This is a genomic window from Xanthomonas sp. GW, assembly GCF_014236815.1.
Taxonomy (GTDB): domain Bacteria; phylum Pseudomonadota; class Gammaproteobacteria; order Xanthomonadales; family Xanthomonadaceae; genus Xanthomonas_A.
The window spans coordinates 4,446,620-4,460,335 of the sequence record NZ_CP051189.1; the positions used below are offsets into that span (position 1 = coordinate 4,446,620).

The 13,716-nt window shown below is 69.8% G+C and carries 13 protein-coding genes; 9 read left to right on the forward strand and 4 right to left on the reverse strand.

Annotated elements, in window-relative coordinates; all coding sequences use genetic code 11:
* The first annotated feature begins 297 nt into the window (after positions 1-297).
* Positions 298-843, forward strand: a complete 546-nt coding sequence (locus HEP73_RS19165) for a fasciclin domain-containing protein (RefSeq protein ID WP_458309695.1) — start codon at positions 298-300, stop codon at positions 841-843.
* Between the two features lie 129 nt (positions 844-972).
* On the opposite strand, the gene HEP73_RS19170 is transcribed toward HEP73_RS19165, so the two are convergent.
* From HEP73_RS19170 to HEP73_RS19180, 3 genes are all read right to left on the reverse strand, one after another.
* On the reverse strand, positions 973-2,433 hold the full coding sequence (locus HEP73_RS19170; protein ID WP_185821155.1) for a UdgX family uracil-DNA binding protein: 1,461 nt from the start codon (positions 2,431-2,433) through the stop codon (positions 973-975).
* 476 nt (positions 2,434-2,909) lie between these two features.
* Positions 2,910-4,154, reverse strand: a complete 1,245-nt coding sequence (locus tag HEP73_RS19175; RefSeq protein WP_179568856.1) for a putative DNA modification/repair radical SAM protein — start codon at positions 4,152-4,154, stop codon at positions 2,910-2,912.
* A 99-nt stretch (positions 4,155-4,253) separates the two neighbouring features.
* Positions 4,254-5,060, reverse strand: a complete 807-nt coding sequence (locus tag HEP73_RS19180; RefSeq protein ID WP_185821156.1) for a DODA-type extradiol aromatic ring-opening family dioxygenase — start codon at positions 5,058-5,060, stop codon at positions 4,254-4,256.
* A 180-nt stretch (positions 5,061-5,240) separates the two neighbouring features.
* Here HEP73_RS19180 and HEP73_RS19185 point away from each other — a divergent pair, with 180 nt between their 5' ends.
* Both HEP73_RS19185 and HEP73_RS19190 read left to right on the forward strand, forming a co-directional pair.
* The gene (locus HEP73_RS19185; RefSeq protein WP_185821157.1) at positions 5,241-6,152 is read left to right on the forward strand and encodes a LysR family transcriptional regulator; all 912 of its coding nucleotides are present in this window, start codon (positions 5,241-5,243) and stop codon (positions 6,150-6,152) included.
* Between the two features lie 126 nt (positions 6,153-6,278).
* Positions 6,279-6,848 (forward strand): flavodoxin family protein, encoded by a 570-nt coding sequence (locus tag HEP73_RS19190; RefSeq protein WP_185821158.1) that lies wholly within the window; start codon positions 6,279-6,281, stop codon positions 6,846-6,848.
* A gap of 91 nt (positions 6,849-6,939) precedes the next feature.
* Here HEP73_RS19190 and HEP73_RS19195 read toward each other — a convergent pair whose 3' ends face one another.
* Positions 6,940-7,842: a LysR family transcriptional regulator gene (locus HEP73_RS19195; protein ID WP_185821159.1), complete on the reverse strand. Its 903-nt coding sequence runs from the start codon at positions 7,840-7,842 to the stop codon at positions 6,940-6,942.
* A gap of 108 nt (positions 7,843-7,950) precedes the next feature.
* Between HEP73_RS19195 and HEP73_RS19200 the strand changes: the two genes are divergently transcribed.
* The 6 genes from HEP73_RS19200 to HEP73_RS19225 all read left to right on the forward strand — a co-directional run bounded on the left by HEP73_RS19200 (position 7,951) and on the right by HEP73_RS19225 (position 13,708).
* The gene (locus tag HEP73_RS19200) at positions 7,951-9,033 is read left to right on the forward strand and encodes an aldo/keto reductase (protein ID WP_185821160.1); all 1,083 of its coding nucleotides are present in this window, start codon (positions 7,951-7,953) and stop codon (positions 9,031-9,033) included.
* 244 nt (positions 9,034-9,277) lie between these two features.
* A complete protein-coding gene (locus HEP73_RS19205) occupies positions 9,278-10,273 on the forward strand; it encodes an aldo/keto reductase (protein WP_185814111.1) in 996 nt (331 codons plus the stop codon).
* Between the two features lie 97 nt (positions 10,274-10,370).
* Positions 10,371-11,072 carry a glycosyltransferase gene (locus HEP73_RS19210; RefSeq protein ID WP_185821161.1) on the forward strand — a complete coding sequence of 234 codons (702 nt, stop codon included), beginning with the start codon at positions 10,371-10,373 and terminating at the stop codon, positions 11,070-11,072.
* An 83-nt stretch (positions 11,073-11,155) separates the two neighbouring features.
* A complete protein-coding gene (locus HEP73_RS19215; RefSeq protein ID WP_221899356.1) occupies positions 11,156-11,602 on the forward strand; it encodes a GNAT family N-acetyltransferase in 447 nt (148 codons plus the stop codon).
* A 110-nt stretch (positions 11,603-11,712) separates the two neighbouring features.
* A complete protein-coding gene (locus HEP73_RS19220) occupies positions 11,713-12,729 on the forward strand; it encodes a 3-oxoacyl-[acyl-carrier-protein] synthase III C-terminal domain-containing protein (RefSeq protein WP_185821162.1) in 1,017 nt (338 codons plus the stop codon).
* Position 12,730: 1 nt separating this feature from the next.
* Positions 12,731-13,708: an NAD-dependent epimerase/dehydratase family protein gene (locus HEP73_RS19225; protein ID WP_185821163.1), complete on the forward strand. Its 978-nt coding sequence runs from the start codon at positions 12,731-12,733 to the stop codon at positions 13,706-13,708.
* The last annotated feature ends 8 nt before the right edge of the window (positions 13,709-13,716 follow it).

The following is a 13,716-nucleotide window of genomic DNA, read 5'->3' on the forward strand; positions in this document are numbered from 1 at the left end:
GTGAGTACCCAACGCAACACCTGCGTTGCGGCATGACGCACGAGTCCGTCGCCGCGCGCGGTCCTACTGGCTGCTGCGGTGCGCTGCTTTTTCGCAGGCGCGCTTGACGGAAGTGCCCTTGGCTCGCGCGGCAATGCCCGCCCGCGACGCCCATTCATCATTATCTGGTTCGCGTGATGCAACCGCGCCAGCGCAATCGCCGTAAAGCCTGTGCTCGGTCGACTGGCCGGGCATTCCCTCAAGGAGCAACCCATGAAGATCCATTTGCTGGCCCTCGCCCTCGCTGGCCTCGTCGCGATGCCCGCCATGGCCGCGACCGGCCAAACCGCGATGCACGACCACGCCGCGATGACCGAGGCCAAGCCGAATCCGATGGTCGGCGGCGCCCCGATGTACGCGACCAAGGACATCATCGACAACGCGGTCAACTCCAAGGATCACACCACCCTGGTCGCCGCGGTCAAGGCCGCCGGCCTGGTGGACACGCTGAAGGGCGCAGGCCCGTTCACTGTGTTCGCACCGACCAACGCCGCCTTCGCCGCACTGCCGGCGGGCACCGTGGACACGCTGCTCAAACCCGAAAACAAGGACAAGCTCACCCAGGTCCTGACCTATCACGTGGTCGCCGGCAAGCTCGATGCGACGACGCTGCTGGCGCAGATCAAGGCCGGCGGCGGCAGCGCCAAGCTGACCACGGTGCAGGGCGAAACGCTGGTCGCCAAGACCCGCGGCGGCAAGGTCACCCTCACCGACGCCAAGGGCAATACCGCCCATGTCACCACCGCCGACGTGATGCAGAGCAATGGCGTGATCCATGTCGTGGACAAGGTTTTGATGCCGTAAGCACCCCTCGGGGAGTGCATTGGCATCGCGGGGACGGCTACGGCCGTCCTCGTTTTTGTGCCGTACGTTCGACCGGCAGCGGACGGCGCGGCCTGCCCACTTCAACGACGGACGAACTCGCACAGGCGGTCAGTCGCCGGCACTGGCTCCGCGCGGCGCCTGCATCTGCTCTGCCAGAACGCGCAAGTCGTACACAAAGCCTCGATAGGCGGCATCGGCCGCATCGCCGCCGTGCTGGCGCAGCACCCATGACGGATGCACGGTGGCCAACGCACGAGTGCCATCGGCCAGCGCCTGCCACTGCCCGCGCTGCGCCATCAGCGCAAAGCCGTTGCCCAGCACCGCGCGCGCCGCGGTCGCGCCCAGGCACAGCACGATGCGCGGGCGCACCCGCGCCAGCTCGCCGGCCAGCCAGAAGCGGCAGGCTTCCACCTGCGCACGTTCGGGATTGCGATGCAGCCGCGCCTTGCCGCGTTGCTCGAAGCGGAAATGCTTGACCGCATTGGTCACGTACAGCCCGGCGCGGGCGATGCCGAGTTCATGCAGCGCGCGATCGAACAGGCGCCCAGCCGGACCGACGAACGGCCGCCCGCTCAGATCCTCCTCGTCGCCGGGCTGCTCGCCCACCACCATCACCGCCGCATCGTGCGGCCCCTCGCCGAACACGGTCTGCGTGGCCGGTTGCCAGAGTTCGCAACGCCGACACTCGCGCGCCGCGGCGCGCAGCGCATCGAGACTGCCATCGGCATCGGCATCGGCATCGGCATCGACCGCGACCGGCAGCAGCGGCGCGGGAATACGCCGGCGCACTGGCTCCGGCGCGCGCTCGGCCATCTCGCGCACGCGCTGCCCGGCATCGCGGATCAGGCCCGGCAGCAACTGCGTCTCCGGCAGGTTCTTCCAGTACTTCTGCGGCATCTCCTGGCGCATCATGTCCGGGTTGAGCCGTGCCGGATTGAAGATGTTCGCGTAGTAGGTGCGCCACAACGCATCCTGCGCATCGTCGGCCGGCGCATCGGCGCGCTGCGCGCCAGCGCCGAACTGCAGCGCGGCACCGTCCCAGCGCACGCTGCGATACGGGGTCAGGATCGCCCAGCGCATGCCGGCGAAACGGCGCGCGAAGAACGGCGCGACGCGATCGACGATGTGATGTTCCGGCTCGAACCAGGCGACGAACGCCTCCTCCTCGCCGGGCACCTCGCGGAAGCGCACGAACGCCTTCATCTTGTGGCTATCGCGGCGCACCGCCTGCGCCCACTGCTGCGCCCGATGCACATCGGCATCAGTGACCCGCTGCAACAGCGCCCGCTCGCCCGACGCGATCCGCCACAACAGCCGATACAGCAACGCATGCCGCTGCGGATCGCGATGGCACAGCACCGCCCCCGCCAACGCCAGGAACTCCGCGGACACCCGCGGCGCCGCCACCGTGGCCGGCAATGCAGCCACATCGGCCCCGGCCAGCAACCCACCCTGCGCATCCCCCTCCCAGACCAATAACTCCGGCACCACCTGCGCACACCACGCCGCCCGCGCCGCCACCCGCCACGCCTCCAGACACCACGCCGGCACCACCTCAGCCCGAAACACAGTTCAACCCTCGCATCACCGCACCAACACCAACCCAACAGCCACCATCACCAAAGCAACAGCCGTTGCAGTTGCAGTTGCAGTTGTTGTTGCCTTTGCTGTTGCTGTTGCTGTTGCTGTTGCTGTTGCCGGTGATCTTGCCGTTAAAACTTCCCGCCTTAAAGCGAGCCGAGCACCGCAGCGGCGAGCGGCCGAAGAGGCGCCCCTGTTTGAGCGAAGCGAGTTTGGGCGCCGTGCCGCTCGCCGCGAGGAGCGCAGGGCACCGGTGCGGCTGTATCGCACCGGCTCGTGTCGGGCGGGAGCGGTTTTGGTTACTTTTGCCAAGACAAAAGTGACTCGCGCCGACCGGCGCGAAAGCTCTTGATCTTGCTCTTGCTTCTGCAACTTCCGTCGCCTCTGCAGTTGCAGTTGCAGTTGCAGTTGCAGTTGCAGCAATCATCGCAACAACCCAGCCACTACAACGCCACAGCACAGCGTCAATCAAACAACCCACCCTGCCGCGGCGCCGGCGCCAACTGCGCCCGCAACCGCTGCGGATCGTCCAAACGTTGGCGCGGATGATGATCCACCACACTGACGAACGGCAGCACCTTCTTCATCGGCATCCGCAACCGCGCCAGATCCCCGACCCGCAACCGCGCATGCCGCCGCGACAACAACAACCGCTCCACATTGCGCGTACCCAACCCCGGCACCCGCAACAACATCTCCCGCGCCGCCGTATTCAGATCCACCGGAAACCGCTCAGGATGCCGCAGCGCCCAAGCCAGCTTCGGATCCACATCCAGATCGAGCATGCCGCTGGCCGCCTCCGGCGCGATCTCCTCCACCGAGAAATCGTAGAACCGCAGCAGCCAATCGGCCTGGTACAGGCGATGCTCGCGCTGCAACGGCGGCGCCTGCAGCGGCAACTTCGACGATGCATCCGGAATTGGACTGAACGCGGAGTAGTAGACCCGCCGCAGCCGGTAATTGCCGTAGAGATTGTGGCTGGTGCGCAGGATCGCGCGGTCGTCGGCACCGTCCGCGCCGACGATCATCTGCGTGCTCTGCCCGGCCGGCGCGAAACGCGGCGGCTTGGCGCTGAGCTTGCGCTCGGCCTTGCGCGCCTCCTTGCTTTCCTCGATGCGCCAGCGCAGCTCGCCCATCGCCGCGCGGATGCCGCCGACGCTCTTTTCCGGCGCCAACTGGGTCAGCCCCTGCTCGGTCGGCAGTTCGACATTGATGCTCAGCCGGTCGGCATAGCGGCCGGCAGCGGCCAGCAGCTCCGGCGCCGCATCGGGAATGGTCTTGAGGTGGATGTAGCCGGCGAAGCGGTGCTCCTCGCGAAGCTGCCGCGCCACCTCCACCAGCTGCTCCATCGTGTAGTCGCTGTTGCGGATGATGCCGCTGGACAGGAACAGGCCCTCGATGTAATTGCGCTTGTAGAAATCCAGGGTCAGCTTGACCACTTCGGCCGGCGCGAAGCGTGCGCGGCGCACGTTGCTGGACACGCGGTTGACGCAGTACGCGCAATCGAACACGCAGAAGTTGGTCAGCAGGATCTTCAGCAGCGACACGCAGCGGCCGTCGGGCGTGTACGAGTGACAGATGCCCATGCCCTCGGTGCTGCCGATGCCGCCGCTGCGCAGCGAATGGCGCTTGTCCGCACCGCTGGAGGCGCAGGAGGCGTCGTATTTGGCCGCATCGGCGAGCACGGCGAGCTTTTCGAGGGTATTCACCCGTGGACGATGCCCGCTTGCCGTCTCAGCCTGTGAGACGGCGATGCGTTTTCGCCTTCACCGCGATGAACCGCTCAGGCCGTCGCGGCCGCCGCCGGCTCAGGCGGCGATGCGTTGCGCCCCGCCGTCGAACCGGTACAGGTCCATCGCGATCATCCCGGCATCGATCCCGGCATCGATGCGCTGCGCGCCCAGGCCCTGCTCGCCGGCCGCGCCCATCGCGAAATAGATCGGTAGCCAGTGCTCGTCGGTCGGATGCGCGCGCTCGGCGAACGGCGCCTGGCGGCGGTAGTCGAGCAAGGCCGGCAGATCCTCGCGCAGCAAGGCCTGTTCCACCCACTCGATGAACGGACGCACGTACGGCGCATCCTTGCCCTCGGCGTAGCGGCCGAAGTCGTGCAGGTTGTGGGTGATGCTGCCCGAGCCGACCAGCAGCACGCCGTCGTCGCGCAGTGGCGCCAGCGCGCGGCCCATCGCCAGTTGATGGGCAGGGCCCAGTTCCGGCTGGATCGACAGCGGCAGCACCGGGATGTCGGCCTGCGGGTACAGCAGCGACAACGGCACCCACACGCCATGGTCCAGGCCGCGGCGCTCGTCCACGTAGGGCTGCAGGCCGGCGCGCTCGAGCCGTTCGGCGACCTCGCGCGCCAGCGCCGGCGCGCCCGGCGCCGGGTATTGCATCTCGTGCAGCGCGCGCGGGAAACCGCCGAAATCGTGGATGGTCTGCGGCTGCGCCGCCGCGCCGACCAGCGGCCGCCGCGCCAGCCAGTGCGCCGACGCCACCACGATCGCGCGCGGACGCGGCAGCGTCGCCGCCAGTTCGGCCAGGCGCACGCCCACCAGACCCGGGTCCAGCGCGGTCATCGGCGAACCATGCGAGATGTACAGCGAGGGCAGACGGGGCATGACAGGTTCTCCAGGCGGATGGGGCGCGGCGTCGGCCGATCGGGACGTTGTCGGGGCAGGCGCCGCCGGCACGCGTGGCCGTGGATCACAGGGGCCATGGCGGCAGATCCACAGGGTATTCCCGCTATGAGGGGAGATAAATTACCCTGCAATCGGATATCTATTTCAGGAACGGCAACAATGGATACGCTGGAAGCGATGCGCGTGTTCGTCACCGTGGTCGACCGCAACGGCTTCAACGCCGCCGCCGACGCGCTGGGCATGTCCACCGCCAGCGTCACCCGGCAGGTGGCCTGGCTGGAGAAGCGACTGGGCCTGCGCCTGCTCAACCGCACCACGCGCCGGGTCAGCCCGAGCAGCGTCGGCACCGCCTACTACCAGCGCTGCCAGGTGCTGCTGGCCGAGTTCGACGACATGGAGGCGGCGGTCGGCGAGCAGGCGCTGACCCCGTCCGGCACGCTGCGCATCAACGCGCCCTTCAGCTTCAGCATCGCCCGGCTGGGGCCGCGGCTGGCCGGCTACCGCGCGCGCTATCCGCAGGTCGCGCTGGACCTGTCGCTGTCCGACCGCATGGTGGACATCGTCGAGGAAGGCTACGACATGGCGATCCGCATCACCCGCCAGGTCACCCCGACCCTGATCGCCCGCAAGCTCGGCGAGGTGCAGGCGTATCTGTGCGCCGCGCCGGCCTACCTGGAACGCGCCGGCACGCCGCGCCTGGCCGCCGACATCGCCGGCCACGAATTCCTGACCTACAGCTATTCGCCGATCGGCGACGAGCTCGCCCTGCAGGGCCCCGACGGCGAGACCCGGGTGCGGGTGAGCGGCGGGCTGCGCGCCAACAGCGGCGACGTGTTGCGCGAGGCCGCCATCGCCGGCATGGGCATCGTCCTGCAACCGGATTTCATCGCGCAGAGGGAACTGGAGGACGGGCGCCTGGTGCGGGTGCTGCCCGACCATCAGCTCGCCCCGATCGGCGTCTACGCGGTCTATGCCAGCCGCAGCCACCTGGCGCCGAAGGTGCGCAGCTTCATCGACTACCTGGTCGAGGTCGGCATCGAACGCGAGATGCACGCCACCGTGACGCCCTGAGCCGCGGCCGGCCGGCGCGCCGCGGCCATTGCTCGGACACAACATCCTGCACGTGGCGCTGATCGAAGCGACGGGGCATGCGCACAATGCCCGCGCTTCATCCCCCTTCCTTTCAGGAGTTCGCCCATGAGCAAGATCGCGATCGTCTATTTCAGCGGCTACGGCCATACCGTCAAGCAGGCCGAGGCGGTGCACGCCGGCGCCGCCAGCGTCGGCGAGGCCACGCTGTACCGCATCGATGAGGACGGCAACCTGCCGGAGAGCGCCTGGGACGCCATCGGCCAGGCCGATGCGATCGTCTACGGCAGCCCGACCTACATGGGCGGCCCGGCCTGGCAGTTCAAGAAGTTCGCCGACGCCAGTTCCAAGCCGTGGTTCTCGCAGGCGTGGAAGGACAAGATCGCCGCCGGCTTCACCAACTCCGCGTCGGTCAACGGCGACAAGTTCTCCACCATCGAATACTTCTGGACGCTGTCGCAGCAGCACGGGCAGATCTGGGTCGGCACCGGCCTGCTGCCGGCCAACACCAAGGCCCATGGCCCGGCCGACACCAACTGGACCGCCGGCTCGGGCGGCGCGCTGGCGATCTCACCGTCGGACGCCTCGCCGGAGGAAGCGCCGCGCGCCGGCGACCTGGAAACCGCCAGGCTGCTCGGCAAGCGCGTGGCCGAATACGCGGCCAAGCTGAAAGGCTGAGCCGCGCACGGCGTCGCCACCGCCATGTTGGCGACGCCGGTTGCGCGTTTGCGCGACCGCTGGCGGCGCCAAACACGAACGGACGCGGCGGCTACCCTGCCGCCGCGTTCGCCGCGCGCAGATGGTCGATGAACACGCGCAGTTTCGGCGCCAGGTGTTCGCGCGCCGGGTAGTACAGATAGAAGCCGGCGAAGGGTTGCTGCCAGTCGTCGAGCACGCGCAGCAGGCGGCCGGCGGCGACATCGGCGGCGACCACCGATTCGAAGCCCTGCGCCAGGCCCAGCCCCGCCAACGCCGCGGCGTGGGTCAGGCCGCTGTCGTTGAACACCAGGGTGCCGGTCACCTCCACTTCGAAATCGCGGCCGTCGCGGGTGAACTCCCAGGCCATGCGCCGGCCATTGCTCATGCGGTGCACGATGCAGTCGTGATCGACCAGGTCGGCCGGCGTCTGCGGCGGCGGATGGCGCCGGAAATAGCCCGGCGCCGCGCAGATCACCTGGCGCTGCATCGGCCCCAGCGGCACCGCGATCATGTCGCGCGCCAGGCATTCGCCCAGGCGGATGCCGGCATCGAAACCCTCGGCCACCACGTCCACCAGCGCCGGATCCACGCACAGTTCCACTTCGATCTGCGGATAGCGCGCCAGGAACGACGGTAGCCACGGCATCACCAGTTGGTCGGCGACCACCCGCGGCAGGGTGATGCGCAGGCGCCCGGCCGGGCGTTCGCGCACCGTGTCCAGGTCCAGGAACGCCGCCTCGATCTGCGCCAGGCCCGGTTTCACCCGTTCCAGGAAGCGCGCGCCGTGTTCGCTCAGCGCCACCCGGCGCGTGGTCCGGTGCAGCAGGCGCACGCCCAGCTGCGCTTCCAGCGCGCGCACCGTCTGCGACAGGGCCGAGGCCGAGACGCCGAGTTCGTCGGCGGCACGGGTAAAGCTGGCGTGGTGGGCGACGCGGGCGAAGGCGACCACGGCAGGCAGGGGGCTGGCAGCCATTGTGAAGCTCAACTTCAAGGAAGATGCAGACTATGCCAGTTTATCCGCCTGGTCGAGCGGCGCATCCTGCCATTCCCGCGGTCCGATCCGCTTGCCAGGAAGCTCCCCATGTCGCTCGACCACTACCGCCTGCTCGGCCGCTCCGGCCTGCGCGTCAGCCCCATTTCGCTGGGCACCATGACCTTCGGCAACGACTGGGGCTGGGGCGCCGACGAAGCCGAAGCCGGGCGCCTGTTCGCGCGCTACGTCGACCATGGCGGCAACTTCATCGACACCGCCAACACCTACACCAACGGCAGTTCCGAGACCCTGCTCGGCAAGTTCGCCGAAGGCCGCCGCGACCGCCTGGTGATCGCCAGCAAGTACACGCTCAACCCCTTCCCCGGCGACCCCAACGGCGGCGGCAACCACCGCAAGAACCTGCTGCAGTCGGTGGAGGCCAGCCTGAAGCGGCTGCGCACCGACTACCTGGACCTGCTGTACCTGCACATCTGGGACGACACCACGCCGGTGGAGGAAGTGATGCGCGGCTTCGACGACCTGGTCCGTGCCGGCAAGATCGTCTACGCCGGCATCTCCGACACGCCGGCCTGGCAGGTGGCGCGGATGCAGACCCTGGCCGACCTGCGCGGCTGGTCGCCGCTGGTGGCGCTGCAGATCGAATACAGTCTGGCGCAGCGCACGGTCGAGGCCGAACTGGTGCCGATGGCCGAGGCGCTCGGGCTCGCGGTGCTGGCCTGGTCGCCGTTGACCATGGGCATCCTGACCGGCAAGTACAGCCGCCAGGATCTGGCCGCGGTGCAGCGCCGCGCCGCGGACGGCCAGGCCAGCGCCGAACGCGGCGATGCCGCGCATGCGCACGAAATGCTGACCGAGCGCGCGCTGGACATCGCCGACGTGGTCAAGCAGGTCGCCGCGGAGATCGGCCGTTCGCCGGCGCAGGTGGCGCTGGCGTGGCTGCTGCAGCGGCCGGGCGGCGGCGCGATCCCGATCGTCGGCGCGCGCACCCTGGCGCAGCTGGACGACAACCTCGGCGCGCTGGAGCTGCAACTGGACGCGGCGCAGTTGCAGCGGCTGGATGCGGTCAGCGAAGTGGCGCATCCGTTCCCGCACGCGTTCGTGCGCCTGCCGATGCCGCGGCAACTGGTCTCCGGCGGCACCCGCCTGCGCCCGCGTACGCCGGCGATCTGAACCGCGTCGCCGACGCGTGCCCGAACGCGGCACTGACTTTGCGCAAACGTCGGCCATGGCATGGTCGGCATCTGCGTGATTCACGGCACGGCACGGCGCGTTTGCAGGATCGGACAAGGATCCTGCGCGATCGCGATAACGCATCGCCGCGCCGCGCTCGCATCCTCCCTGCCCCGCGACCACCGCGTCCGCGCCGCATCTTTTTCTTCCACGTCTCTTCCCGCTTTCCAACAGGAGTTTCCCGATGCAAACCCGCACTCTCGGCCGCAACGGCCCCCGCGTGTCCGCCCTCGGCCTCGGCTGCATGGGCATGAGCGCGTTCTACGGCGGCCGCAGCGACGACGCGGCCTCGATCGCGGTGATCCATGCCGCGCTCGACCATGGCGTCACCCTGATCGACACCGCCGACATGTACGGCCCGCACACCAACGAAGTGCTGGTCGGCAAGGCGCTGGCCGGGCGCCGCGACCAGGCGTTCCTGGCCACCAAGTTCGGCATCAGGCTCGACCCCAACGATCCCAGCGTGCGCGGCGTCGACGGCCGCCCCGAGTACGTGCAGGCCGCCTGCGAGGGCAGCCTGCAGCGCCTGGGCGTGGACCACATCGACCTGTACTACCAGCACCGGGTGGACCCGAACGTGCCGATCGAGGACACCGTCGGTGCGATGGCGCGGCTGGTGGAACAGGGCAAGGTGCGCTTCCTGGGCCTGTCCGAGGCGGCCGCCGGCACCATCCGCCGCGCGCATGCGGTGCACCCGATCACCGCGCTGCAGAGCGAGTACTCGCTGTGGTCGCGCGATCCGGAGAGCGACCAGGTGCTGGACACGGTGCGCGAGCTGGGCATCGGCTTCGTGCCGTACTCGCCGCTGGGCCGCGGCTTCCTGACCGGGGCGATCCGCTCGCCGGAAGACTTCGAGGCCGACGACTACCGCCGCCATTCGCCGCGCTTCCAGGGCGAGAACTTCGCGCGCAACCTGCAACTGGTGGAACAGGTGCGCACGCTGGCCCAGGCCAAGGGCGTGACGCCGGGCCAGTTGGCGCTGGCCTGGGTGCTGGCGCAGGGCGACGACCTGGTGCCGATCCCGGGCACCAAGCGCCTGGCCTACCTGGAAGAGAACCTGGGCGCGCTGCAGGTGACGCTGAGCGCCGAGGATCTCGCGCAGATCGAGGCGATCTTCCCGGTGGATGCCGCCGCCGGCACCCGTTACCCGCCGGCGATGATGGCGACGCTGCAGCGCTGACCCGCCGCTGCGCTCCGGCCGCGCCGCGCCTGCGGCCGGCCGGCACGCGGCGCGGGCCGATTTGCCCGCGCCGCGCCGGCATCGCATGATGCCGGACGTGATCTCGTTCATCGTTCCCGCCCACGACGAAGCCGCCCTGATCGGCGACACCCTGGCGTCGCTGCATATCGCCGCCGAAGCCTTGCGGCTGGACTACGAGACCCTGGTCGTCGCCGATGCCTGCAGCGACGACACCGCGCAGATCGCGCGCCGCCATGGCGCGCAGGTGCTGGACGTGCGCTTGCGGCACATCGCCGCCACCCGCAATGCCGGCGCCGCCGCCAGCCGCGGCCGCTATCTGCTGTTCGTCGATGCCGACACCCGCGTCAACACGCCATTGCTGGCAGCGGCACTGCGCGCGCTGCACACCGGCGCAGTCGGCGGCGGCGCGCAGGTGCAGCTGCTCGGCGCCGTCGCCTGGCACGAACGCGTGGCGCAAGCCGTGTTCGGCTGGTTGTTCCGCCGCACCGGCATCGCCCCGGGCTGCTTCCTGTTCTGCACGCGCAGCGCGTTCGACGCCGCCGGCGGCTTCGACGAACGCTATTACGCCGGCGAGGACGTGGCGCTGAGCCGCGCGCTGGCGCGGCGCGGGCGCTTCGTGATCCTGCGCGAGCCGGTGCACACCTCCGACCGCAAGCTGCGCAGCTTCAGCAAGCGCGAGCACCTGGGCCTGCTGCTGCAGTTGCTGCGCCGCGGCCGCGGCATGCTGCGCTCGCGCGATGCGCTGGGGTTCTGGTACGGGCAGCGCCGCGGCCGCTAGGGACACGTCGTGCATTTCCGTATCGGCTGCGTGGGTCTGTAAAGCGATTGCGCCCGACCCGGGCGACTTCCTACCATCTGTACATGGACGAAAACAGCAATCTGGAGATCAGGAGCGCCGTGATGGCGGACCGGCAGGCCATCGTGGCGTTGCTGGCGGCGCTGGACTATGCCGGAACCGAGGACTTCATCGAGGCGCGCCTGGCGCAGCTGCTGGCGCATCCGGACGAGGCCTTGCTGGTGGCCGCCGCAGAGGGTGACGTCGTGGGCGTGTTGTCGCTGCATTTCCTGCCGCAGTTGGCATTGGCCGGCGACATCTGCCGCATCAGCTATTTCTGCGTGGACGATCGCGCGCGCGGCGCCGGGGTGGGGCAGCGTTTGCTGGCGCAGGGCGAGGCGTTGGCGCGGCAGCGCGGCTGCGACCGCCTGGAGGTGCACTGCCATCGCCGGCGCGAACGCGCGCACGCCTTCTATCGGCGCGAAGGCTTTGTCGAAGCGCCCAAATATTTCGCCAAGTCGCTGCGCGAGTAAGCCGGCTGTCTGAGATCGCCGCGGCAGACCGCGGCGCGATCTTCCCGGGAGCGGTTGCCGGCGCCGATCCGCTGGCAGTACGCTGCGCCTCCTTTGCCCGAGCTTTGGCAGTGACCGTCGAACCCAGCAGGCCCATCGCGGTGCGCATCCTCGGCACGGGCGACTATCTGCCCGCGCAGCAGGTGACCTCGGACAGCTTCGACCAGCGCTGGGGCAAGCCCGCCGGTTGGACCCTGCGCCATGCCGGGGTCGGCGTGCGCCACTACGCCGGCGCCGAGGAACCGGCCTCGCTGATGGGCGAACGCGCCGCGCGCGCGGCGCTGGCGGCGGCGCAGCTGCAGCCGCGCGACGTGGATTGCGTGATCTCCGCCTGCAGCCTGATGGAGCAGGCGATCCCGTGCAGCGCCGCGCTGCTGCATGCGCGGCTCGGCCTGCAGGGCAGCGGACTGGCCGCGTTCGACATCAACGCCACCTGCCTGAGCTTCATCGCCGCGCTGGACCTGGCCGCCTGCGCGATCGCCGCCGGCCGCTACCGGCGCGTGCTGATCGTGTCCAGCGAGATCGCCAGCGTCGGCCTCAACGGCGAGGACATGGACACCGCGCCGCTGTTCGGCGACGGCGCCGCGGCGGTGGTGCTGGGTGCGGACAGCGGCGACAGCGGTTCGCAACTGCTGGCCGCGCACCTGGAAACCTATTCCGAAGGCATCGAGCATTGCCGGGTCCGCGCCGGCGGCACCCGCCTGCGCCTGGAACACGGCATCGACGCCTTGCGCGCCGGCTCGCTGTTCGAAATGAACGGCCGCGCCACCTACCGGCTCGCCGCCGCGAAGCTGCCCGGGTTCCTGCAGCGGCTGCTGGACAAGGCCGGCGTCGAACTGGAGCAGTTGCAGCGGATCGTGCCGCACCAGGCCAGCGCCAAGGCGCTGCGGCATCTGCAGGTCGCGCTGCGGCTGGCGCCGGACACGCTGGTCAACGTGATCGGCGAACGCGGCAACCAGATGGCCGCCTCGATCCCGAGCGCGCTGCATCAGGCCATCGCCGACGGCCGCATCGTGCGTGGCGACCTGATCGGCCTGGTCGGTTCCGGCGCCGGGCTGGCCTTCGGCGGCGCGGTGCTGAGGTACTGACATGGCGCGCATCCTGGTCACCGGCGCCTCCGGCTTCATCGGCGCGCACATCGTCCGCGCCCTTGCCGCCGAAGGCGCGCAGGTCCGCGCCAGCGGCCGCAATGCCGCCGCACTGGTCGCCTTCGCCGGCGACCCGCGCATCGACGTGGTCCGCGCCGACCTGTGCCGCGACGATCTGGCCGCCTTGCTCGATGGCTGCGACGCGGTGATCCACTGCGCCGCGCTGTCCGCGCCGTGGGCCAGCGCCGAGCTGTTCCGCCAGGCCAACGTGGTCGCCACCGAGCGCATGCTCGCCGCGGCGCAACGCGCGCGGGTGCGCCGCTTCGTGCACTTCAGTTCGCCGAGCATCTATTTCCGCTTCGCCGACCAGTACCAGGTGACGGAGGACTTCACCCCGCCGGCGCGCTGGATCGGCGGCTATCCGCAGACCAAGTGGGAAGCGGAGGAGAAAGTGCGTGCCGCCGCCGCGGCCGGGCTGCCGGCATTGGTGCTGCGCCCGCGCGCGGTGTTCGGCCACGGCGACAACGCGATCGTGCCGCGGCTGCTGGCGGTGGCGCAGCGCGGCTGGTTCCCGCTGGTGCACGGCGGACGCGCGATGATCGACGTGTGCTGCGTGGAGAACGCGGTGGCCGCGGCGCTGGCCGCGCTGCGCGCCGAACATCTCGGCGACGGCCGTGCCTACAACATCAGCAATGGCACGCCGATCGCGGTGCGCGACCTGCTCACAGAATTGTTCGCAGTGCTGCAGCTGCGCGTGCGCCTGCTGCCGGTGCCACGCCGGGTGGCCCTGGCGCTGGCCACGGTCGGCGAACAGATCGCGCTGCGCCGGCGCGGGCAACCGGAGCCGCGACTGAGCCGCTACGGCATCGGCGTGCTCGGCTATTCGCAGACCCTGGATATCGGCCGCGCCCGCCGCGAACTCGGCTACGCGCCGGTGCTGTCCACCGAGGCCGGGCTGGCGGCCCTGGCGCGCAGGTGAGGCAACCT

What these genes read in the sequence shown, in the direction of transcription:
- HEP73_RS19200 (WP_185821160.1), top strand. Translation starts at nt 7,951, where the DNA reads ATGTCGCTCGACCACTACCGCCTGCTCGGCCGCTCCGGCCTGCGCGTC.
- HEP73_RS19190 (WP_185821158.1), top strand. Translation starts at nt 6,279, where the DNA reads ATGAGCAAGATCGCGATCGTCTATTTCAGCGGCTACGGCCATACCGTC.
- HEP73_RS19195 (WP_185821159.1), bottom strand. Translation starts at nt 7,842, where the DNA reads ATGGCTGCCAGCCCCCTGCCTGCCGTGGTCGCCTTCGCCCGCGTCGCC.
- HEP73_RS19205 (WP_185814111.1), top strand. Translation starts at nt 9,278, where the DNA reads ATGCAAACCCGCACTCTCGGCCGCAACGGCCCCCGCGTGTCCGCCCTC.
- HEP73_RS19180 (WP_185821156.1), bottom strand. Translation starts at nt 5,060, where the DNA reads ATGCCCCGTCTGCCCTCGCTGTACATCTCGCATGGTTCGCCGATGACC.
- HEP73_RS19225 (WP_185821163.1), top strand. Translation starts at nt 12,731, where the DNA reads ATGGCGCGCATCCTGGTCACCGGCGCCTCCGGCTTCATCGGCGCGCAC.
- HEP73_RS19215 (WP_221899356.1), top strand. Translation starts at nt 11,156, where the DNA reads ATGGACGAAAACAGCAATCTGGAGATCAGGAGCGCCGTGATGGCGGAC.
- HEP73_RS19185 (WP_185821157.1), top strand. Translation starts at nt 5,241, where the DNA reads ATGGATACGCTGGAAGCGATGCGCGTGTTCGTCACCGTGGTCGACCGC.
- HEP73_RS19165 (WP_458309695.1), top strand. Translation starts at nt 298, where the DNA reads ATGCCCGCCATGGCCGCGACCGGCCAAACCGCGATGCACGACCACGCC.